Here is a 19,565-nt window from a genome sequence, read left to right on the forward strand (position 1 = left end):
TCGGCACGACGAGGTAGCGGAGCGACGACGGGCTGGCCGTCGCGGCGAACGCACGGTTTACCAGCGGACGGCGACTAGCCGTGGGCGATGGCGACCGCAGACGGGACCTGGCGGTACCGCGACCGGTTCGGCGACAGCTTCGGCCGCACGTACTTCCGGCGGTTCGGCCCCGGTGTGGTCTCCAGTCTCGGCGTCGGGACCTACCTCGGGGCGCCGACGGCCGCCGTCGACGACGCCTACCGAGAGGTGCTGACGACGGCGCTCGACGCCGGCGTGAACCTGATCGACACCGCCGTGAACTACCGCGCGGGTCGCAGTGAGCGCGTCGTCGGCGACGCACTCGAGGCCAGCGACACCCCGAGAGAGGCGGTCGTCGTCGCGACGAAGGGCGGGTTCGTCCCGTTCGACGGCGAGCGGCCCGACGACCCCGCCGGGTACGTCCGCGAGCGGTTCCTCGACACCGGACTGCTCGCGGGCGAGGACCTCGCCCGCGGGAGTCACGCGATCGCGCCCGACTTCCTCGACGCGATGCTCGACCGCTCACTCGACCGGCTCGATCTCGACACCGTCGACTGCTACTACGTCCACAACCCGGAGACGCAGCTCGCAGTTCGGGACCGGGCGGCGGTGTACGACCGGCTCGAAGCGGCGTTCGAACTCCTCGAACGGCGGCGTGCGGCGGGTGACCTGGGTCGGTACGGCGTGGCGACGTGGGACGCACTCCGCGTCCCGCGAGATCACGACGCCCACCTCGACTTGGGCGAGATTCGCGCGCGTGCCGAGCGGGCGGCGGACACGGTCGGCGTCGACGACCACGGGTTCGCGGCGGTGCAACTCCCGTTCAACGTCCGGATGGCGGACGCGTTCACCGTCCGGAGTCACACCCACGGCGACGAGCGCGTCTCCGCGCTGGAGTTCGCCCACCGCGAGGGGCTGTCCGTGTTCACCAGCGCCAGCGTCGGGCAGGGGGAGTTGGCCGACGAGGAGGCGATTCCGCCGGCCGTCGCCGCAGAACTGGAGGGTGACACCCCCGTCCAGCGGGCGATCAACTTCGCGCGCTCCGCGCCGGCCGTCACTGCGGCGCTGGTCGGGGTTCACGACGTGGCGCACCTCCGCGAGAACGTCGCCGCCGGCACGTTCGACCCGATGGGCGCGAGTCAGTTCGACGACGTGTTCGAGTGAACGCGTCGCTGACGGCGGTGTCGAACGACGAACGCCGTGGTGACCTCCCGGTCAGCCGAGTTCCTTGTACTCGTCGCCACACTCCGGACAGACCCGGACGGTGTACACCTCGTCCGGGTCGTCCTCCGTCGAGAGGTCCGCTCCGCAGGTGCCACACTGCAACCGCTCGTAGTTGTCCTTCTCCAAGTCCCCGTCTCGGAGTCCCCGCCGGACACTCTTCATGCGTCCCGGTTGGCGGCGACCGCTGATAAACTCCCCGTCGGGTGGTGGTGTCGGCGGTCGGGTCGTAGCGAGTGACAGTGCAGGAGATGAGACTATAGATTGGCTTTTCAGGAAATACAAGCGTGTTTGGGCGCATAGACAAGTCAATTTGAGTCCAGAAATCGGTCGCTATGTCGATTTGATAGGCAGAGTCCTACGCCACCGCCGTGATTAGCGAGATGCTGCTCCTTGTCTACCCGAGCAGAAAGGTGAGGATTGACAGCAGTAACGCAGGGAAGATCGATCTCAGCAACGGCGACACCGGTATGACCTTTGACGAGGCCAGAGATATTTCGGCGCAGAACCAAGGCTACGCGTCAGCTGAAACAGCAGCAGACTCAGACAACTCCAAAATACAACCATTCCAACACTTCATAACTCAACTAGAATTCAACAGCAAGGATAATATAAGACGAGCGACTGATCCGGTTTCAACCGGAGGATTGAACTGAAAACTCATCAGCTATGGGTGAGGTTCTCCATCCTCCACAGCTAATTCTTCAAAGTCCTCCTTTGTGAGATTGGTTTGTGTTACTGATTGTAGTCCGTTTTCGTTTACTGAGAATGTGTAATCGAGTCCTCTGCCTCCGTCCCTGTCTTCAAGATTGCCGTTCTGGTAGTCTTGGTGAACTCTCTCGTTTATTCCGGTGATAACCGATGCTGCTTTCCGCGAATAGTTACCCGGAAAATCATAGCCTTGCTGTATGTCTTCGGTTGAGGTCACCCATCCGCCTGAATGGTTGTCAAGGAAGCTGTCGTACATCACAGCGCTTCTGGGATCATCTGGCTGGATCAAGAACGCGCCTCGAAGCTCATCTGCGCCCTCCAAATCATCCTTCTCACCAACCTCCTCATCATTCAAATACAGCACACCATTTCCGTTCTCCAATCCCATACCCGAACCATACAAAATACCAGTCGCAAACTCGCTTTGACGTAGCTGGGCGGCATCCTCGCTCGGATCAAATTTTTCTGGAAAAAGTCCTGCTACAGTTCCTACGTCTGCTGAGGTCCATCTATTAGTATAGTCGTTTGAGATTCTGTCACTAGGATACCTCTTAAAGTGGGGCTCAGTTCCTCCAGTCACTACGTGGTCACCTATCATTATGTCCGGATCTTCACCATCCAACTCGCAGAACAGTGTATGGTAGGCATCCCTGCTAGGCAGGTTCATCGACGAAAGAAGGAGAGGCCCGGTTGCCTCGGTGTTGTCTCTTTCAGGATTGTTCAACGCTCCCAAGTTCTCAACCATTCCGTCGACATCGGTATATCTGGCTGATTGCTGGATTACTTCTTTCATCAACCGCGTCCTGTGATTGTTAAACATGCCTCCCGCGTCCTGCGTTAGTCTGTGCATTCCGTCCCAGACTGTTTGTTCTAGGTCGCGAACGGTGTCTATGTTTTGTATTTCTTGTTCGGTGAGTATGTCTTGGTAGAAGAAGTCTGTGAAGTCTTTTTCTGTTTCTGATTGTACTTGTTCCGGCAGTTCTTCAAGTGTCACGTCTGCCGGGCCGCCGACCAGCACTTCTTCAGTGGTGCCATACTCGTGGTCGGATTTGAGTTGTTCCCAGTAGCTTTGTGTTAGTTGTGCTTTGGCGTAGTATGCTTCTGTTGCGGGGTCGTGGCTTTTTTCCGGGTTTTCCACGGGGTTTTGCAGTGGCTGCATTTCTGGTGGTAGTGGTTCCGGTGTCTCCGTTTCTGTCTCTGTAGGTGTTTCTGTGGGTTGTTTTGTGTCTGTAGGTGTTTCTGTGGGTGTTGGTGTGGATTCTGTTTGTGTTGGTGACTCGGTTGGTGAGGGAGTTGGCTCCGGTTGATTGGCACCACACCCGCTCACAACTGTGGCAACCCCCGCCAGAACCCGCCGCCGTGACGTACTCGCAACTCTCGATTCGTCAGATTCCCCAGACCCACTCTCAGAAGTCAAACCTGACGCCCACCAGCGCATATGTCATCTTCACAGGCCCACCGCCTGTTAAATCTGTACCTGCTATCGAAGTACACGCCTGATTCCACGGGGTCCCTAAAATCAAGTACGCCGACCATAGCCGGGTAGGACAAGTCACGGTGTGTTCCCCTGTCCTCCGAGTTTCATGTCAAACCTGTTGCTGTCTGCGATTATACTTTCACTCTACACGGACGTACGCTTATCAGTGATCACGCAGGCATACATGTATGGGCCGGAATGGTCGTGGACCCACGGGTCGAGACAGGCACACCGGCGGCATCCAGCCGCGAGGCCGCCGAAACCGTGGCCTCGGCCCTCTGCGCGCGCGCCGAACAGGCCGCGCCGACGGCTGACTCGGCCGCTGCTCTTGTCGCCGATCTCCCGCTGCCGGACTGTGTGACGACACTCGACGACCACGCCCACTACGTGGGCTACGACACAGAACCGGCTGTTCACGTCCTATTGCTCGGTCACGCCCTCGGCATCGACGGCAACCACGACCTCCGCCGTCGGCTCCAGCGCGATCCGGTCCTGCTCGGCCAGCTCGGATTCGACACCGTTCCGTCGTCGACGACGATCTGGCGGATTCGCACGAAGCGGTTCGACGGCGAGCTGTACGACGCCGTCCGCGAGGCGGCACACCAGATCGCCACCGAGTGCCGCGAGAACGGCCTTGACGCACCCGGACCGACCCAACCGACGCGAGAACCCACAGACGACCGCGACGGCCGGCTCGGCAGTCAGTCGCCGGTCCTCGCCGAAGCCGACCGCGTCACTGACGCCGCCCGGCGCGAGGTCTATCCAGCACTGTCACTCGATAGAGCCGAGAACACTGCTATCGACGAGTCGGCGTTTTGGAGTCTTGCGGCGTACCTCGGTCTCCAGTCCGACGCCCACGCCAACGCCGGAGCGCGGCGGTACCTCTCCGAGAGCAGCCAGATGACGCCGCTGGGCGATAACTTCCGCGATCAACTTTCGTCGATCAGCATCGAAGAGCAGCGCGAGCAACTCCGCGACGCCGCCCGGAACATCGTCCTCGAAGCCCAGTCGGAAGGCTACTTGGACCGCGAGGTGCCGGTCGCTATCGACACGACGACCGGACCACGGTTCTGGGGCGACCGCACGGGCCGCGAGGAGACGATCCTCGGCACGAAGACGCCGAGCGGCGAGTACGCCCACCACTACGCGACCGTCCAGATCGTCACCGATGACGCGCCCGTGGTTCTGGACGCGCGGCCAGTGAGACTCGGCGAGTCCCGCGACGAGATCGTGGCTGATCTACTCAACTCCGCGACCGAGATTGTCGCGCCGACGGTCGTGCTGATGGACCGCGAGTTCGATACGCGCGGTGTGCGTGGTGTCTGTGAGACTCAGGGTCTCCGGTACCTCACGCCCGGCTCTCGCGTCGGCGAGCAGAGCCGGATTGAGCGGTTGGACCGGGGCAACGTCGACATGTTCCGCGACAGCGAGCCAAGTCTCGCCGGCCCCGACCGCGAAGTTCTCTACCAGCGCGCCGAGTCGGATGAGATTCAGACGACGATCTCCAACAGCTCGGAGGCCGACGAGGACCGCACCGAGCAGTCTGACCTCTGGCTACAGCTGGACGACACACTGGACGTGGACCTCGGCGTCGAGGAGAACCAGAAAGAGCGGGCGATGTGGGACGCGCTCGACGACATGATGGACGACGACGGCGAAGAGGGCGACGAGGAGACGGCGACGTACTACCTGTGGAAGACTAATCTGAGTCTTCCAAACGAGGACGAAGCGGCGATCAACCGTGTCACGCGGCTGTACTCGAAACGCTGGCGGATCGAATCCGGCTACCGGGCCTTGAAGAAGTTCCTGACGCCGACGACCAGTCCGTCGCACGAACTTCGGTTCTGGTACTTCTCGTTCGCCTCGCTTCTGTACTCAGTCTGGCGACTTGTCGACGTAATCCTGCGGAAGCAGGAGGGCGTCGAGTCCGATGGCCCAGTCGTTCCCGCTGCGACAGTCGTGTCGTTCTTGCGCCGGTCCACGGGCGTCGGTTAAGACGTTCTTTCTACCGTGTTCGCCCGATTCAGTAGCGACTGCCATACTGTTCTCCACTTTGTTACCAGATATAATCTAGTTGTGAATATTCGCGGCGGACGAATCGCGTTGTAGAGCGGCTGTTGAGAGGTTCTATCACGCCACTGGCTCCTGAAACGCACTCTCCGCCGGTGCAAAGCCCTATCGTGTGGACAGTGCGTTCGATATCGCTCGTCGCGGTTTATCCGGCGGGCCGGACCCGTCGCCGTCGGGGGGTCGACGAGAGCGTGGGCGAACGGTGGAGCGGCCGCTGGCGACGAGCGACGCCAGAACTCACGAGGAGAGAAGAACTGGGAGGTGCGTCGGCCGCTCAGCGGATCTTCGTCCCCGGTTCGGCGTCTGCGTGGGTGGTCAGCAGGTCGGCCTGCTCGCCGGCCGCCAACACCATCCCGTTCGACTCCAGGCCGAACAGCTCGGCGGGCTCCAAGTTCGCGACGACGACCCGCGTCCCGGGCAAGGCGTCGGCGTCGTGGAGCCCCTGAATGCCGGCGACGATCTGGCGGGTCTCGACACCGATGTCGACCTCCAGTCGCATCAGGTCGTCCGCGTCCGCGACCGGCTCGGCGACCTCGATCTCGCCGACCCGCAGGTCCAGCTCTTGGAACTCCTCGAAACCGATCCGGTCGTCCGCGATGGGTTCGAACTCCGTCACGCCGTCACCTTCGGCCGCCGTGGCGTCGTCAGTTTCGGTCTCGTCCGTCTCCCCGGACGCCGCTTCGTCTACATCGTCGTCGGCCGTCGCCGCGGCGACGCGGTCCTCCAGCTTCCGGTTGAGTTCCTCGACGCGCTCGGCCTCGATCTTCTCGAACAGTTCCGTCGGCTCCGCGAGGTCGCCGGCCGGTGGCTCCAGGGCGGCGTCGGTCTCGACGTCGTGGACCGACCCCGCCTCGCCAAGTTGGCTCCACAGGGTCTCGCTCTTGTCCGGACACACCGGCTCGAAGAGGACGGCGATGGCCTTCGCGATCTGGACACAGTCGCCGATCACCTGTCGGGCGCGCGTCTCGTCGTCGTCGACGAGGTTCCACGGCTCCTCGCGCTGGATGTACTCGTTGCCGAACCGCGCGAGGTCCGTCGTCGCCTCCCCGACGGCGCGGATACTGTAGTCGTTCACGCCGGTCTCGAACTCGTCGATCGCGGTCTCGATCGCCTCGCGGACCTCCGCGGACGGCTCGACCTCCGGGGCCGTCTCGAAGTTCCGGTGGGCGAACAACAGCGAGCGGTAGAGGAAGTTCCCGACCGTCCCCACCAACTCCGTGTTCACGCGCTCGCGGAACTTCTCCCACGAGAAGTCCACGTCGCGCTGGAACGCGCCGTTCGTCGCGAGGTAGTAGCGCAACAGGTCCGGGTGGAACCCCTCCTCGAGGTACTCGCTGGCCCACACTGCCCGGTCGCGCGAGGTCGAGAACCCCTTCCCGCCGAGGGTCATGAACCCGCTGGCCATCACCGCGCGCGGCTCCGTGTACCCCACGGCGCGCAACATCGCCGGCCAGAACACCGTGTGGTGTTGGATGATGTCGCGGCCGATCACGTGGACCACCTCGCCGCCCTCGTTGGGCACGTCGATCGCTGCGGTCGGGTCGGTGTCGTCGGCAGGCGCGCTGGTGTCGCCGGCTGCCGGGTCGGCGTCGTCCGTGGTCGCGGCGGCGTCGGCGCCACCCGTGAGCGACCCGTCGTCGGGAGCCCCCCACGCCTCGGCCCAGTCGAACGTCTCGGCACCGACCCGATCGGTGTACTGTCGCGTCGAGGAGACGTACTCGATCGGTGCGTCGACCCAGACGTACAAGACGAGGTCGTCGGTCTCGCCGTCCTCGACGGGGTAGTCGACGCCCCAGTCCATGTCGCGGGTGATACACCAGTCGCGGAGTTCCCCCTCGACCCACTCGCGCGGCTGGTTCTGTGCGTTGTCCGTCCCCTCCAGCCGGTCGAGGAACGCCGAGAGGTACTCCTGGAACTCCGTCACGCGGAAGTAGCGGTGTGACTGCTCGCGGTACTCGGCCGGGTTCCCGGTGATCGTCGACACCGGATCCTCGACCTCGCCGGGTTCGAGGTGGCGACCACACCCTTCGTCGCACTCGTCACCCCGGGCTCGCTCGCCACAGTACGGACAGGTGCCCTCGACGAACCGGTCCGGGAGCGACTGGTCGGCCTCGGGGTCGTACGCGACGGGAATCTCCGTCTCGTAGACGAAGCCACGTTTCTCCATCTCGCGGACGAACGCTCGCGTCGTCTCGTGGTTGGTCGCGTCGTCGGTGCGCCCGTAGTTGTCGAACTCGACGCCGAACTGCGGGAACGTCTCGGCGAACTCCTCGTGGTACTGTGTCGCGAACGCCTCCGGGTCGACACCCTCCTGTTGGGCGCCGACGGCGATGGGCGCACCGTGCATGTCGGAGCCGCAGACGAACGCCGTCTGCTGTCCGAGCGACTCCAGTGCGCGGCTGTACACGTCGCCGCCGACGTACGTGCGGAGGTGACCGATGTGCTGGGGGCCGTTCGCGTACGGCAGCCCGCAGGTCACCACCGCGGGCGACTCCGTCGGGAACGCCTCGTGACTCATGTGTCCGTGTGATCGGCCGAGCGCGTCTAAAACCCGCCGGTGTCGGGTCGCGTGGCCGGTGGACTCAGTACCGTCCGCCGCGTGGCGCGACTCGTGCACGAGACCACACGCGAGTTCGTCGAGCGGCTCCGGGCGGCTCACGGGGTGGAGCCGGCCGTCGAGACGTTCCCCGAGGGGACGAAGACCGCCGCCGACGCCGCCGCTGCCGTCGGCTGCGAGCCGAGCCAGATCGTCAAGAGCGTCGTGTTGACCGTCGACTTGGCGGGTGGCGACGACGGGGACGGAGACACGGACGGAGCGTCGGGTACCCACCCGAACCCGACCGACTCGACGGACGAGGACGGACGGGCGGTCGTCGTGGTCCTCACCGCCGGCCACCACCGCGTCGACACGGACGCACTGGTACACGAACTCGGCGCGGAGTCCGTCTCGTTGGCCGACCCGGACACGGTGCAGGCGGCGACCGGGTGGAGTATCGGCGGCGTCCCGCCGGTGTGTCACGACCGCGACCTGCCGGTGTACCTCGACGAGTCACTGCGCGATCACGAGACCGTCTGGGCCGCCGCGGGCACGCCGGAGACGGTGTTCCCCGTCGCACCCGAGCGGTTGGTCGCGTGGACCGACCCGACGCCGACGACGGCGTTCGAAGACGCCTGAGCCGTCGGACGGGCCGTCGTAAACCTGGTCACGGTATATCGAATCGGCGTGAACGGGCTCGTCGCTGCACAGAGTGGCCTTCGGAGGGGCGAGACCGCGAGCGTCGTGTCGAACGCCCGACAGACTAGTCGTAGCTGTCGAGGTCGGACAGCGTCGGCGAGAGGGACGTGTGCACCACCGCCACCCGTCCGTCGGGGTTCGAGAACGCGGCTCGCAGCTCCGCCGGACAGAACGCGACGGCGTCGGCGGTCGGCGGCTCGGTCTCGACTCTGCCGACGTTCCCGACCACGACCGGGCGACACCGGACCCCGTCACACGCCCACAGACCCGGGAACCCCCAGCGGTGGTGTACCGTCGAGTCGACCGGGTACGCCCCGCTCTCGTCGTGCTGTCGAACCCGTCCACCGTCGACGGAGATCCCCACGCGCCCACCGTCCGTCGAGACGGTGACGGCGAGGTCCGTGTCGTAGGTCGTGGTGTCGTCGCCGACGGGACTGCAGGTCAGTTCTCTGTACTCGTGATCGCTCCGTGCCCAGTCTTGCCGGATAGACGCCTCGTGGTTCCCGAACCTGCCGGCGAAGGGACCACCTCGACCGGGTCGCAGGACCACCTCGGCCGCGAGAGCGAACGCCGTCGTCCCGTCGCCCGTGCCCGCAGCGGCCGGGACTTCGGTCCCGTGGTAGTTGTGTTCGACTTCTCCGACCACCTCGTCGGCCTCCCAGGCCGCCGCCGTGTGGAAGATCGTCCCGAGGGTCTTCCACGGAGATTCTGCGACGAGTCCCGTCGACACCGCACCTCGTTCGAACCGGCGGAGCCGATCCCTCGCCCGCTCTCTGGCGGTCTCGACGGCACCGGAGGGTGCGTCCGAGTCGATCGTGTACCGGTACTCGACTGGAGCGCCTCCCTCGAGGCGAAGGCCGTACGCGAGGAGTCGGTCGTTCCCCCCGGCCGGATTCTCGCCGATCAGTCCCCGCTCTCTGGTCGAGTGTGTCCGCAGCGTCGCTTCGCGAACGGTCTCGACCGCGTCCGCCGAGACCGACTCGCCGGGATCACTCGCGAGAACGCGAGAGGGAGCGTCCGGACGCCCGTCGCTCCGCCGTCGATCCAGTTCACGACCCAGAGTCGGGGCACTCGACGACACACAGCCCGCAGCGGCCACGACAGGTGTGACGGCCCCGACGGCAGTCGACCGCAGGATGTCACGACGGGTGGGACTCGACACACCCTCCCGGAGAGAACGATCCTCTCTGTCCATCCGAGACGAACGGTGTTCGCACTGGTACAAATAGGTTGATCGAAGACACCGGTCGGTTCGGGCCAGTCTAGGCAATTCGAACCGGTACTGCCAGAAGGTCCATCGATGTTTGCGTTGGGAAAACGACGGGTATATCCCGGGTCGGGCTAGCGCCTAGGTCGATGCGAACCGACGACGCGGCCCCGACGACCACCCACCGAGTGTGTCTCGGGGACGCCAGACGGCTCCCGTTGCCGGACGACAGCGTCGAGTTGGTCGTCACCTCGCCGCCGTACCCGATGATCGAACAGTGGGACGACCTGTTCGCGGCCCAAGACCCGCGCATCGCGGAGGCGTTGCAGGCGGGCGAGGGGCCGCGTGCGTTCGACCTGATGCACGGCCTGCTCGACGAGGCGTGGGCGGAACTCCAGCGGGTGCTCGTCGACGGCGGAATCGCGTGTGTCAACGTCGGGGACGCCACGCGGACCGTCGCCGGCGAGTTCCGGCTGTACCCGAACCACGCCCGCGTCGCGGAGCGGATGCGCGCCGCCGGGTTCCGCCAACTCCCGGGCGTGTTGTGGCGGAAACCGACGAACGCACCCGCGAAGTTCATGGGGTCGGGGACGCTCCCACCGAACGCGTACGTCACGCTGGAACACGAACACGTGCTCGTGTTCCGGAACGGACGGCGACGGTCGTTCCCCGCGAGCGACCCGGACCGGTACGAGGCGTCGTACTTCCACGAGGAGCGGAACCGCTGGTTCTCGGACCTGTGGGACGGGTTGGACGCCGCCTCGCAGGCCGCCGACGAGGCGACACCCAGAGAGCGGTTAGCCGCGTTCCCGGTGGAGTTGCCCTACCGACTGATCTCGATGTACTCCGTCTACGGTGACACGGTGTTGGACCCGTTCTGGGGAACCGGGACGACGACGCTGGCGGCGATGGCGGCCGCACGCGACTCCGTCGGCGTCGAAGTCGAACCGGGACTCCCGACGCAGTTCGACGACCGCGTCGACGGCGTCCGCTCGTGGGCTCAGGAACGGGTCGACAGACGGCTCGCGGACCACCGCGAGTACGTCGCCGAGCGGGAGGCCACGGAGTACGAGGCCGAACACTACGACTTCGACGTGGTGTCCAGCCGCGAGCGGCGCATCCGGCTGTACACGGTCGCCGACGTGTCGCGTGTCTCGGGTGGCTACCGGGTCGAACACGAACTCGTCGACGGCAAGCAGTGAACTGGTCGGAGAACATCTCGGACATCGGCCAGTCCCGCGACGGGCTCAGACCCCGGTCAGTGCAATGAAGCCAACTTGTGCGAGCGCGAGCGTGACGACGAGTCGGCCGACGCTCCCGACGAACGTCGCGGCCGCGAACTTCGCGTAGTCCTCCTCCAAGACGGCGAACGCGTAGATCGAGAGCGTGTCCGGGAACCCGGGGACACACAGCGCCGCCGCGAGCCCGGCGTAGCCGTACCGACGGGCGATCTCGACCGTGCGGCGTTCCGACCACTCGATCACGTCGAACCGCGAGCGCCGCAGGAACCGGACAATCGGACCCGCCTCCTTCGCCTCCTGGCCGATGTGGAACGCGAACACGGACCCGGCGGCCTTCCCGAGCCCGGAGACGAACGTCAACACGGCCATCCGTCCCCAGAAACCTAGTCCCAAGTCGAGCGGCGCCAAGAGGACGACCTCGCTGACGCCCGGCAGCGCGAACGCGATCAGAAACGAGTAGACGAAGACGATCACCAGTCCCGGCCAGCCGGTCGCCTCCTCGACGACGCGTTCGAGCCACGCGAAGTCGGCGAGGCTCACGGCCGGCGCCGCCCCGGCGAGCGGCGTACTCGCGACGGCTGCGACGACGCTGGAGAGGGACGCGGGGTCCGCGGCGGGGAACGCTGTCACTGGTCGACAGGGGGTGCCACGTGTAGTAAACTCCGACGGTTCGTGTCGTCTCCGACGAGGACACCGTAGCCAACGGACGACAGACAGTGTCTCGCCGGAGACCGCCGGGTGTCGTGGACGATTGGAGAGACACACGCTCGCGGGGTTCGCTCGCAGGAACACTGTCGGAGTGCCCGCTCACCGAGACACCACTGCAGTGAATCGCTCACAGAGACACGACGGGGGTATTTACACTCCCGTTCGAGCCCGTCCAACCGTGTCCAGCGACTCACCACAAATCAGGTACGTCAACGACCTCGAACGCGCCTACGACGACCCGGAGCGGATCGGGCGTGTGGCGCAGTTCCTCACTGGCGGGGACGACCCGATCGTCCTCGACGGTGGCGACTCGACGGCGCTGGGAGCACTCTCACTGGCGAGCGACGATCCCGGAGGTGAACCGACGATCGAATCGGGACCGAGCGGCCGACTCGCTCCCGACTCGGCGGAGTCGGAGGTGATCGATCACCCCGTCGATCCGGCGCTTCCGCTCTTCGACGCGGTCGAACCGGACGTTCACGTGCCGGGGAACCACGACCTCGACGCCGGTGACGCTCACCTCGAGGTGGTTCAGTCGGCGACTGCCGGGCAGTGGCTCGCCGCGAACCTCTCGGGCACGGACGCGTTCGACGAGACGGCCGTGTTCGAGCGGGCTGGAGACCGAGTCGGGATCGTCGGCGTCACACACCCGGCGGTGGCGCGTATGGCACGACTCGTCGCCGCGAACACGGCTGGCGACTCGAGTGTCGATCCGGCGCTGTCCGCCACCGACCCCGTCCCGCACGTCCACGACGCCGTCGACAGTCTCGAAGACAGAGGAGTGGACCACTCGGTCGTCGTCTCTCACTGTGGCGGGACGGACGAGACCATCGCCCGTCAGTGTGAGGTCGACCTGATCCTCGGGGGGCACGACCACAGGCACGAGGTGTTCGAGACGGCGGGGACGACGGTCGCGCGCACCGCGGGCCACGGACGAGCGGCACTCGCGATCGACCTCGGGGGGCCGACCGTCCACGTCCACGACCTCGACGACGTCACACCGCACACGAGTGTCACCGAGTGGTACGATCGCGAACGGTCTCGGCTCGGACTGGACGCGACGGTGGCGGCCGTCTCGGCCTCACACGACAGTCCCGCGGTCAGACGACGAGTCTGTGTCGCGTTGCGTCGGCAGACGGACGCCGACCTCGCCGTGGTCCCCGCGCTGGCGGTTCGAGGACGACTCGCCGGAACAGTCACGACAGCCGACCTGATCGGCGTCGTCCCCTTCCGACTCCCGACGGCGACGGTGACGGTCCCCCGTCGGGTGGCGACGCGTCTCGTCACGGCCGCGGACGACCCCGACGATCCTCTCGACCGGACAGTGTGGGACGGAGCCGACCCCGAACGTGGAACTGTCGCGACAGACGCCGACCCCGTCCACCTCGCGCTCGTCGCGGGCGCGGTCGAACGGGGACCGCTCGCGTCGCTGGGGACGGAGGTGATCACCGAGCGACACGGGCAACTCCACGAGTTGTTCCTCGAGGATGTCCGATCCAGTGGCTGGTGAGACGGCGGCGGCGTCACCGTCCCGCGAACCGGGGCACGGTGGACGACACGAGACACCGGGCACAGGTTCGAACATCGACGGCGTGTCTCGGACCGAGCGTCACCGCGACCGATCCAGATCCGCGAGGAACGCCGACAGCGACTCGCGGTCGACGTGGGGCATCAGCACGACACGCGCCTCGCCGGCCGCGGTCGGCGACAGTCGCCAGCCGGCGGCTCGGAGGTCGTCGACGAGTCCTTCCGGGAGCGCGACGGCGACGATCGGCATGTCGCGCGGCCGGACCGCGAACCCACGGTCGCGGAGTTGCTCACTCAGCCACGTGGCCAACTCGACGGCGCGGTCGTAGTCCGCCCGGTAGCCCGTCGGCCACAGGGCGTCGAGTGCGGCCGCGGCGGAGGCGACGCCGGCGCCCGACCGCGTCCCGGTGAGTGTCGCCTGCGCGTGGGTCTCCAGGTACGGCGTGTCGACGGCGAGTGCGTCCAGCGTCGCCGGCTCGCGTACGAGCAGCCCGCCGGCCGGCACCGCCGCGCGACCGAGTTTGTGTGGGTCGATCGTCAGCGAGTCCACCGGCGCGTCCGCGAACGACCACGCGTGGTCCGTGAACGGCAGGTGGAACCCACCCCACGCCGCGTCGACGTGGAGGTGGACCCCGGCCTCGTTGGCGATCTCACCCAACTCCGGGATCGGGTCCACGCGCCCGTACGCGGTCGAGCCCGCGACGCCGACCACCGCGACGGTGTCGTCGTCCACCGCCGCCCGCACGGCGTCGACGTCGACACGGCCGGCCTTCGTCGGATCACTGTCGACGGGATGTGTCGGGGCCTCGCGGAGTTCGACGCCGAGCAGTTCGGCGGCCTTGGTGAAGCTGAAGTGGCCCGACGAGGGGACGACGACGTTCGGGTCGCGGGTGTCCGCCCGGTTGCGTGCGGCGCGGATCGCCTGGACGTTCGCCTCCGTCCCACCACTGGTGACGTAGCCGTAGGTCGGCTCCGTCGGACCGTCGTCCGTCGAGACCGCCACGCTCGCGTCGTCGGTCGACGGTCCCGCGCCGAGGTCGTCCGTCGGCACCGCCACGCCCGCGTCGCCGGCCACCGTGGGGTCGTTCGGTCCGACCACCGGGTGGTCCGCGAGCCGTGCGAGGTCCGCGACGACGGCGGCCTCAAGACGCGCGACGGTCTGGTAGGTCGCCGGGTCGCCGGGGTTCGTGGCGAGGAAGCGTTCCGCAGCCGCCCGTGCCGCGGGGTGTGGCTCGGTACACATCGACGACAGCACCCGGTCGAACGACTGTGGTCGGTGGTCGGCGACACCCGTCTGCATCGCACCAGTGTCGTCGCTCCCGGGATTTCATCGGTTCGGTTTCCGACGCCGGGAGCGACGAGAGTGTCGGGGGCGGTAGCACAGACAGCGCCGGAGTGGTGTGGTGGCTCAGTCGGCGTCGGGGCCCAACGGGCGGCCGTCCGGGCGTTTAGCCCCCTCGGAGTCGTGGACGACGACCCCGTCGGCGTCCGTCGGCTCGTAGGAGTCCCGGACGGCGATGGCCTCCTCGAGTTCGCGGACGGCACGCTCCTTCAGCGCCGCCGCCAACTCGCGGGCCGCCTCGCGGTCGATGTCGCGGCCGAGCCCCTCGCACTCGTGGGCGCGGACCACGCCGTCCTCGTCGACCGCCTCCCCCATCGGTTGGCTGGTCCCGCCGAGCGCGACGCTGAACGGGTACGTCTGGCAGACGAGCGGGCGATCCTCGTGGACGGAACACGCGCCGGTGCCGTCCGCGGCCTCCTCGTAGAACGTGCAGTCCCCGCAGTCGTCCGTCGCCAGTGCCCACTCGAACGTCTCCCCGGTCGGCCCGTCCGGCCCCTCGCGAATCCCGTACGGCATCGGCCGCGCCACGTCACGCCAGTCGTACTCCGCCTCGGGGTCGGTCGCGGACGAGTCGCCGGCACCGCCACTACCGCCGGCAGCGCCGTCCGCGCGGTCGTCCGAGTCGGTGTCGTCGGCGTCGTCGGCATCGGCGTCGTCGAGTCCCGCCGCGGCACGCTGGACCTGCCGGACTTCGTCGGGGAACACCGTCGCCGTGTGGGGGTCGTCCGCCTCCGCCTTACAACAGGCGCCACAGCGCGTACACTCGAAGCCGATCTCGCGGATCGAGGCGGCGAGGCTGTCCACGTCCAGCGCGCGTGCTCGTTCCAGCTCCGTCTCCAACGACTCCACGGGTTCGCTGGGGTCGGGACGCCGAAAAGACTCTCGGGGCGTCCACGACACGCGTCGGGAGACGGGCCCGTCTCTCCGTACGGCTACGGACGACACACCCAGGCTCTCTCGACTCCCGACGGCCCACGACGCGACTTAGCGAGGATTAAGTACCATACCGACGAACTGCTTCGTATGGCAGCGGACACCGATCCCGTCACGGGGACTACTCGGTCCGACCACACCGCCGACGCGGCCGACGGCGACGGAGCCCTCCACTCCGAACTCGTCACGTACGACGAGGAGCCAGATCGCCGGACGGTGTTCCCGGCCGCGGCCGACGACGACGACCTCCTCACCCACTGGATCACCGCCAACGACGGCAGTTTCGTCGACCTCCGCGACCTCCGGTAGTCCCCGCCGCCAGCGTACCGCCCTCCGACCGCCTCCACGATCACGTCACGGGCGACACCCGCTCCGTCGTCGGGTCCCAACGCAGGTGACCCTCGGCGGCCAGTTTCTCGAGGTGCGCGACCACCGTCGCCCGTGCGAGGTCTCGCACGCCGGACACGTCCGTCTCGTAGGCGTCGTCGACGACACTCTCGAGGTCGCGCGCGCCGCCGGCGACCGCCTCGCGGACCGCCCGCTCGCGGTCGCGCCGGTGTGCGAGCAGCCGCTCGCAGGTCCCCCGCGGGTCGTCGATCACCGGGCCGTGTCCGGGGTAGAGTCGTGGTGGGTCCCGTGCGAGCAGGCGGCGCAGCGACGCGAGGTACGCACGTACGTCACCCTCCGGCGCCGCGACGGCGACGCTGCCGGTGGCGACCGCGAGATCCCCACACACCACACCCCGAGCCGTCTCGAAGGCGACGTGGTCCGGCGCGTGCCCGGGCGTGTCGGAGACTCGTGCCGGGCCGACGGCGTCGCCGTCGAGGAAGGTACGGTCCGGGTCGACGCCCGTCGCCTCGCGGAACCGGTCCGTCCGCCAGCGGCGCGCCCAGACCGTCGCGTCCGTCGTCGTCGCGTAGTGTGCGACGGCGTCGACGTGATCCGGGTGCGTGTGCGTGACGGCGACGTGATCGAGTCCCTTCTCGTGGACGACCGTGTCCAGCGTCTCCGAGCGAGCGGCGGGGTCGATCAACAGCGTCTCCGTCTCGGGATCGGTGTCCGCTCTCTCCGCCGTCCCCGACTCGGCGTCCGCGTCGTCGGACGGCGGTTCGTGATCCGTGTCGTCCGACCGTGGTCCGGCGTCCGTGTCGCCCACCACCGGCTCGCCGCTCACGAGGTACGCGTTCGTCTGGCCCGTCGGGGCACGGGTGGACACGTCCAACGAGAAGGTGTCGACGTACATCTGCTCGCCTCGACCGAGTGGCGCAGTCGGCTTCAGTCCGCCGACCCGCGCGTCTCGCCGTGGCCCGGCACGGTCGCGCCCGCCGGGTCGGCGGTGAGGAACCGCGAGAGCGGCACGTCGGCGTCGACGACGCTCGCCGCGTCCGCGACGCGCTCGTACGGCCGTCCGACGACCAGGTCACCCGCCGCGGCGCGCGTGATCCCCGGGATCGCCGTCAACTCGTCCATCGACGCCGCGTTCACGTCCAGCGGGTACGGGACGGCCGTGATCGACCGGTACCCCCAGTCGACGACGGCCACGTCCAGCGTCTCGCCCAGCGGCCGCTCGCCCGGGATGCCGACCAACAGCGCGTACGTGCCGGGCTGGCGGCCGAACGTCGTCCCGTCATCGTGGTACTCCGTGTGGACACCAGGGAGGACCGTCCCCGGCGGGGCGACCCGTTCGAGCATCGGGCGGTCGAACGTCTCCCGCACCTCCCGTTTGTACTCTTTGAACTGCCGCTTGTGGTCGCGGGCGATGTCTGCCCCCGCCTCCGCCATGTCCGTCCCCTCGAACGCCATCACCTGCCGGATGTTCACGCGGCGCACGAGTAGCCCCTCGTCCAACACGTCCTGCAGGAACCGTCGGTTGTGCTCGAACGTCTCCTCGCGTTCGCCCATCAGTCCGTGGAGCAGGTTGATCCCCGGCAGCAGCTTCGGGAGTCGCCGCGGCGCGTCGGCGCCGTAGCTGGGTGCCGCCGCCGGCTGCTCGCCGGGACGCCAGCCGCCGGCCTCGTTGACGACGCGGACCGCCTCCAGACACTCCTCGGCGGTGACGAGCAGTTCGTTCTGGTCTTGCACGACCGGGTCGGCACTCTCCAAGCCGAACGCCGCCGTGTCACCGGGGGTGTTGTACGCGGCGATGGTCCGGATCGCCTCGCGGGACGCCTCCGGGTACTCCACGATGGTGACGGGGTTCATGTTGTCGAGGTGGAGCGTCCGCAGGTCGGGCGCCACCTCGCGAATACCGGCGTAGAGGTCGTGGAGCGCCTCGGGGTTCGGTGCCTCCCCGTCGCCGCCGAACGCGAGGATGTCCGCCTGGCGACCGATCCGGAAGTCGCGGACGCCGTGGTCCGACAGCGCGTCCACCTCCGCGACCACGTCCGGCGCGGTCCGGAAGTCCGGGTCGCCGTACATCGGTTCCGTACAGAACGAACACCGGTAGGCACACCCGCGAGAGGTCTCCAACTCCGCGATCAGGTACTCCGGGTGGTTCGGGTGTTGTTCGACGACGAACGCCCCGGTGTTCGACCACCGGGCCACCTCGTCGTACGTCCGGATCCGGTCGGTGTACCCCTCCAGCCCGTTGTGGACCAGGTCGTAGGCGGCCGCCTCCACGTCGCCCATCGAGACGAAGTCGTAGTCCAGGTCGTCGCGCTCCATGTCCTGTGCGCCGGCGTTCTCGTCGCCGACGCCGAACCGGACCGGGCCGCCCAGGAGTGTCGTGCCGTCGGCGGTCCACGCGAGTTCCTTCACCTCGTCCGGTTCCGCGGGAGTGCCGCCGACGTACTTCCCGGGGACGGTCATCCCGCCGACGTAGATCAGCAGGTCCGCGTCGGCCACGTCCCCGCGCTTGCGGGGCGTCTCGCGGAGTTCGTCGATCGTGTGGTAGGTGATCTGCTCGCGAGGGACCCCGGCGTCGACGAGCGCACCCGCCGTGTACCGGGGGTACGTCGAGACGTACGGCGGCACGCCGAAGTGGGCCGGCTCGTCCACGTAGCCGTCCACGATGGTCACGTCGAGCTGTGCGGGGGCTGTCGTCACGTGCGAGCCTTGGCCGCTCGGCGGCTAAAACGGTGTGGTCCGGGGCGCGGCCCACTCACTGGTGACGAGCGGCGGCGTGGCCCCACGGTGCGACGGCCGTCCGTCGGTCGTACGCGTCCCCTCTTCGGCCGCCGTCACGACTCCGCGTCGGGGTGCCCGCGGACGATCTCGACGCCCGAGGAGGCACCGATCCGGGTGGCACCGGCGTCCAACATCGCCCGTGCCTCCTCGTAGGAGCCGACCCCGCCGGAGGCCTTCACCGGGAGGTACTCGCTCAACAGTTCCACGTCCGGCACCGTCGCGCCGCCGTCCGCGAACCCCGTCGAGGTCTTCAGGTAGTCGGCACCCGCCTCGACGGCCAGCTCGCCGGCGGTGTGTTTCTGCTCCTCCGAGAGGAGTGCCGTCTCGACGATCACCTTCACCGGCAGCGGGGTCGCGTCCACCACGTCCGCGACGTCGACACAGACGCCTTCCGTCTCTCCCGCCAGGAGGCGACCGACGTTGAGCACCAGATCCAGCTCGTCGGCACCGTCGGCGTGGGCACGTTCCGCCTCGGCGACCTTCGCTGCCGTGGCGTGTTGACCGTGGGGGAACCCGATCACCGTCGCGAGCGTCACCTCGGGGGCGTACTCGGCCGCCTCGGCGACGTAACACGGCGGCACACAGGCGTTGAGTCCGTACTCGGCCGCCTCGTCCAGACAGACGTGCACGTCGGCCAGTGTCGTCTCCGGTCCCAGCACCGTGTGGTCGATGGTCTCGGCGAACGCCGACAGCGACGCAAACCGATCCTCTGACATGCGCGGCCCGTCTCGCGGCTCGGTGGAAAAAGT

The 19,565-nt window shown here is 67.4% G+C and carries 17 protein-coding genes; 7 read left to right on the forward strand and 10 right to left on the reverse strand.

The window, feature by feature from the left end; all coding sequences use genetic code 11:
- Positions 1-87 precede the first annotated feature (87 nt).
- Positions 88-1,182 (forward strand): aldo/keto reductase, encoded by a 1,095-nt coding sequence (locus RYH80_RS04935; protein WP_370902749.1) that lies wholly within the window; start codon positions 88-90, stop codon positions 1,180-1,182.
- A gap of 51 nt (positions 1,183-1,233) precedes the next feature.
- Here the strand turns inward: RYH80_RS04935 and RYH80_RS04940 are convergent, their stop codons facing one another.
- The gene (locus tag RYH80_RS04940) at positions 1,234-1,404 is read right to left on the reverse strand and encodes an HVO_0758 family zinc finger protein (protein ID WP_370902750.1); all 171 of its coding nucleotides are present in this window, start codon (positions 1,402-1,404) and stop codon (positions 1,234-1,236) included.
- Positions 1,405-1,610: 206 nt separating this feature from the next.
- Between RYH80_RS04940 and RYH80_RS04945 the strand changes: the two genes are divergently transcribed.
- The gene (locus tag RYH80_RS04945) at positions 1,611-1,895 is read left to right on the forward strand and encodes a hypothetical protein (protein ID WP_370902751.1); all 285 of its coding nucleotides are present in this window, start codon (positions 1,611-1,613) and stop codon (positions 1,893-1,895) included.
- 11 nt (positions 1,896-1,906) lie between these two features.
- Here the strand turns inward: RYH80_RS04945 and RYH80_RS04950 are convergent, their stop codons facing one another.
- The gene (locus tag RYH80_RS04950) at positions 1,907-3,277 is read right to left on the reverse strand and encodes a hypothetical protein (RefSeq protein WP_370902752.1); all 1,371 of its coding nucleotides are present in this window, start codon (positions 3,275-3,277) and stop codon (positions 1,907-1,909) included.
- A 507-nt stretch (positions 3,278-3,784) separates the two neighbouring features.
- On the opposite strand from RYH80_RS04950, the gene RYH80_RS04955 reads away from it, so the two are divergent.
- Positions 3,785-5,422: a transposase gene (locus RYH80_RS04955; RefSeq protein WP_370902753.1), complete on the forward strand. Its 1,638-nt coding sequence runs from the start codon at positions 3,785-3,787 to the stop codon at positions 5,420-5,422.
- Between the two features lie 349 nt (positions 5,423-5,771).
- Here RYH80_RS04955 and metG read toward each other — a convergent pair whose 3' ends face one another.
- Positions 5,772-8,015 (reverse strand): methionine--tRNA ligase, encoded by a 2,244-nt coding sequence (gene metG / locus RYH80_RS04960; RefSeq protein ID WP_370902754.1) that lies wholly within the window; start codon positions 8,013-8,015, stop codon positions 5,772-5,774.
- A 93-nt stretch (positions 8,016-8,108) separates the two neighbouring features.
- Between metG and RYH80_RS04965 the strand changes: the two genes are divergently transcribed.
- Positions 8,109-8,672 carry a YbaK/EbsC family protein gene (locus RYH80_RS04965; RefSeq protein WP_370902755.1) on the forward strand — a complete coding sequence of 188 codons (564 nt, stop codon included), beginning with the start codon at positions 8,109-8,111 and terminating at the stop codon, positions 8,670-8,672.
- A 124-nt stretch (positions 8,673-8,796) separates the two neighbouring features.
- On the opposite strand, the gene RYH80_RS04970 is transcribed toward RYH80_RS04965, so the two are convergent.
- A complete protein-coding gene (locus RYH80_RS04970; protein WP_370902756.1) occupies positions 8,797-9,927 on the reverse strand; it encodes a hypothetical protein in 1,131 nt (376 codons plus the stop codon).
- A gap of 161 nt (positions 9,928-10,088) precedes the next feature.
- On the opposite strand from RYH80_RS04970, the gene RYH80_RS04975 reads away from it, so the two are divergent.
- Complete coding sequence (locus RYH80_RS04975) at positions 10,089-11,141, forward strand: DNA-methyltransferase (protein ID WP_370902757.1); 1,053 nt, start codon at positions 10,089-10,091, stop codon at positions 11,139-11,141.
- A gap of 45 nt (positions 11,142-11,186) precedes the next feature.
- Here the strand turns inward: RYH80_RS04975 and RYH80_RS04980 are convergent, their stop codons facing one another.
- Positions 11,187-11,720: a YqaA family protein gene (locus RYH80_RS04980; protein ID WP_370904655.1), complete on the reverse strand. Its 534-nt coding sequence runs from the start codon at positions 11,718-11,720 to the stop codon at positions 11,187-11,189.
- A gap of 346 nt (positions 11,721-12,066) precedes the next feature.
- Here RYH80_RS04980 and RYH80_RS04985 point away from each other — a divergent pair, with 346 nt between their 5' ends.
- Positions 12,067-13,398 (forward strand): bifunctional UDP-sugar hydrolase/5'-nucleotidase, encoded by a 1,332-nt coding sequence (locus tag RYH80_RS04985; RefSeq protein ID WP_370902758.1) that lies wholly within the window; start codon positions 12,067-12,069, stop codon positions 13,396-13,398.
- Positions 13,399-13,497: 99 nt separating this feature from the next.
- On the opposite strand, the gene mfnA is transcribed toward RYH80_RS04985, so the two are convergent.
- Together mfnA and RYH80_RS04995 are read right to left on the reverse strand one after the other, a co-directional pair.
- On the reverse strand, positions 13,498-14,715 hold the full coding sequence (gene mfnA / locus RYH80_RS04990) for a tyrosine decarboxylase MfnA (protein ID WP_370902759.1): 1,218 nt from the start codon (positions 14,713-14,715) through the stop codon (positions 13,498-13,500).
- Positions 14,716-14,823: 108 nt separating this feature from the next.
- Positions 14,824-15,606: a YkgJ family cysteine cluster protein gene (locus tag RYH80_RS04995; RefSeq protein WP_370902761.1), complete on the reverse strand. Its 783-nt coding sequence runs from the start codon at positions 15,604-15,606 to the stop codon at positions 14,824-14,826.
- Positions 15,607-15,780: 174 nt separating this feature from the next.
- Here RYH80_RS04995 and RYH80_RS05000 point away from each other — a divergent pair, with 174 nt between their 5' ends.
- Entirely contained in the window at positions 15,781-15,999 is a 219-nt protein-coding gene (locus RYH80_RS05000; protein WP_370902762.1) for a DUF7511 domain-containing protein, read from the forward strand.
- A gap of 40 nt (positions 16,000-16,039) precedes the next feature.
- Here RYH80_RS05000 and RYH80_RS05005 read toward each other — a convergent pair whose 3' ends face one another.
- The 3 genes from RYH80_RS05005 to deoC all read right to left on the reverse strand — a co-directional run bounded on the left by RYH80_RS05005 (position 16,040) and on the right by deoC (position 19,532).
- Positions 16,040-16,933, reverse strand: coding sequence for an MBL fold metallo-hydrolase (locus RYH80_RS05005; RefSeq protein WP_370902763.1), 894 nt, complete (start codon positions 16,931-16,933; stop codon positions 16,040-16,042).
- Between the two features lie 32 nt (positions 16,934-16,965).
- Complete coding sequence (locus RYH80_RS05010; RefSeq protein ID WP_370902765.1) at positions 16,966-18,735, reverse strand: radical SAM protein; 1,770 nt, start codon at positions 18,733-18,735, stop codon at positions 16,966-16,968.
- A 134-nt stretch (positions 18,736-18,869) separates the two neighbouring features.
- Positions 18,870-19,532, reverse strand: coding sequence for a deoxyribose-phosphate aldolase (gene deoC / locus RYH80_RS05015; protein WP_370902766.1), 663 nt, complete (start codon positions 19,530-19,532; stop codon positions 18,870-18,872).
- Positions 19,533-19,565 lie beyond the last annotated feature (33 nt).

This window comes from Halobaculum sp. MBLA0147 (assembly GCF_041361345.1).
Classification (GTDB): domain Archaea; phylum Halobacteriota; class Halobacteria; order Halobacteriales; family Haloferacaceae; genus JAHENP01.

What these genes read in the sequence shown, in the direction of transcription:
- RYH80_RS04970 (WP_370902756.1), bottom strand. Translation starts at nt 9,927, where the DNA reads ATGGACAGAGAGGATCGTTCTCTCCGGGAGGGTGTGTCGAGTCCCACC.
- deoC (WP_370902766.1), bottom strand. Translation starts at nt 19,532, where the DNA reads ATGTCAGAGGATCGGTTTGCGTCGCTGTCGGCGTTCGCCGAGACCATC.
- mfnA (WP_370902759.1), bottom strand. Translation starts at nt 14,715, where the DNA reads ATGCAGACGGGTGTCGCCGACCACCGACCACAGTCGTTCGACCGGGTG.
- metG (WP_370902754.1), bottom strand. Translation starts at nt 8,015, where the DNA reads ATGAGTCACGAGGCGTTCCCGACGGAGTCGCCCGCGGTGGTGACCTGC.
- RYH80_RS04935 (WP_370902749.1), top strand. Translation starts at nt 88, where the DNA reads ATGGCGACCGCAGACGGGACCTGGCGGTACCGCGACCGGTTCGGCGAC.
- RYH80_RS05005 (WP_370902763.1), bottom strand. Translation starts at nt 16,933, where the DNA reads ATGTACGTCGACACCTTCTCGTTGGACGTGTCCACCCGTGCCCCGACG.
- RYH80_RS04940 (WP_370902750.1), bottom strand. Translation starts at nt 1,404, where the DNA reads ATGAAGAGTGTCCGGCGGGGACTCCGAGACGGGGACTTGGAGAAGGAC.
- RYH80_RS04975 (WP_370902757.1), top strand. Translation starts at nt 10,089, where the DNA reads ATGCGAACCGACGACGCGGCCCCGACGACCACCCACCGAGTGTGTCTC.
- RYH80_RS05000 (WP_370902762.1), top strand. Translation starts at nt 15,781, where the DNA reads ATGGCAGCGGACACCGATCCCGTCACGGGGACTACTCGGTCCGACCAC.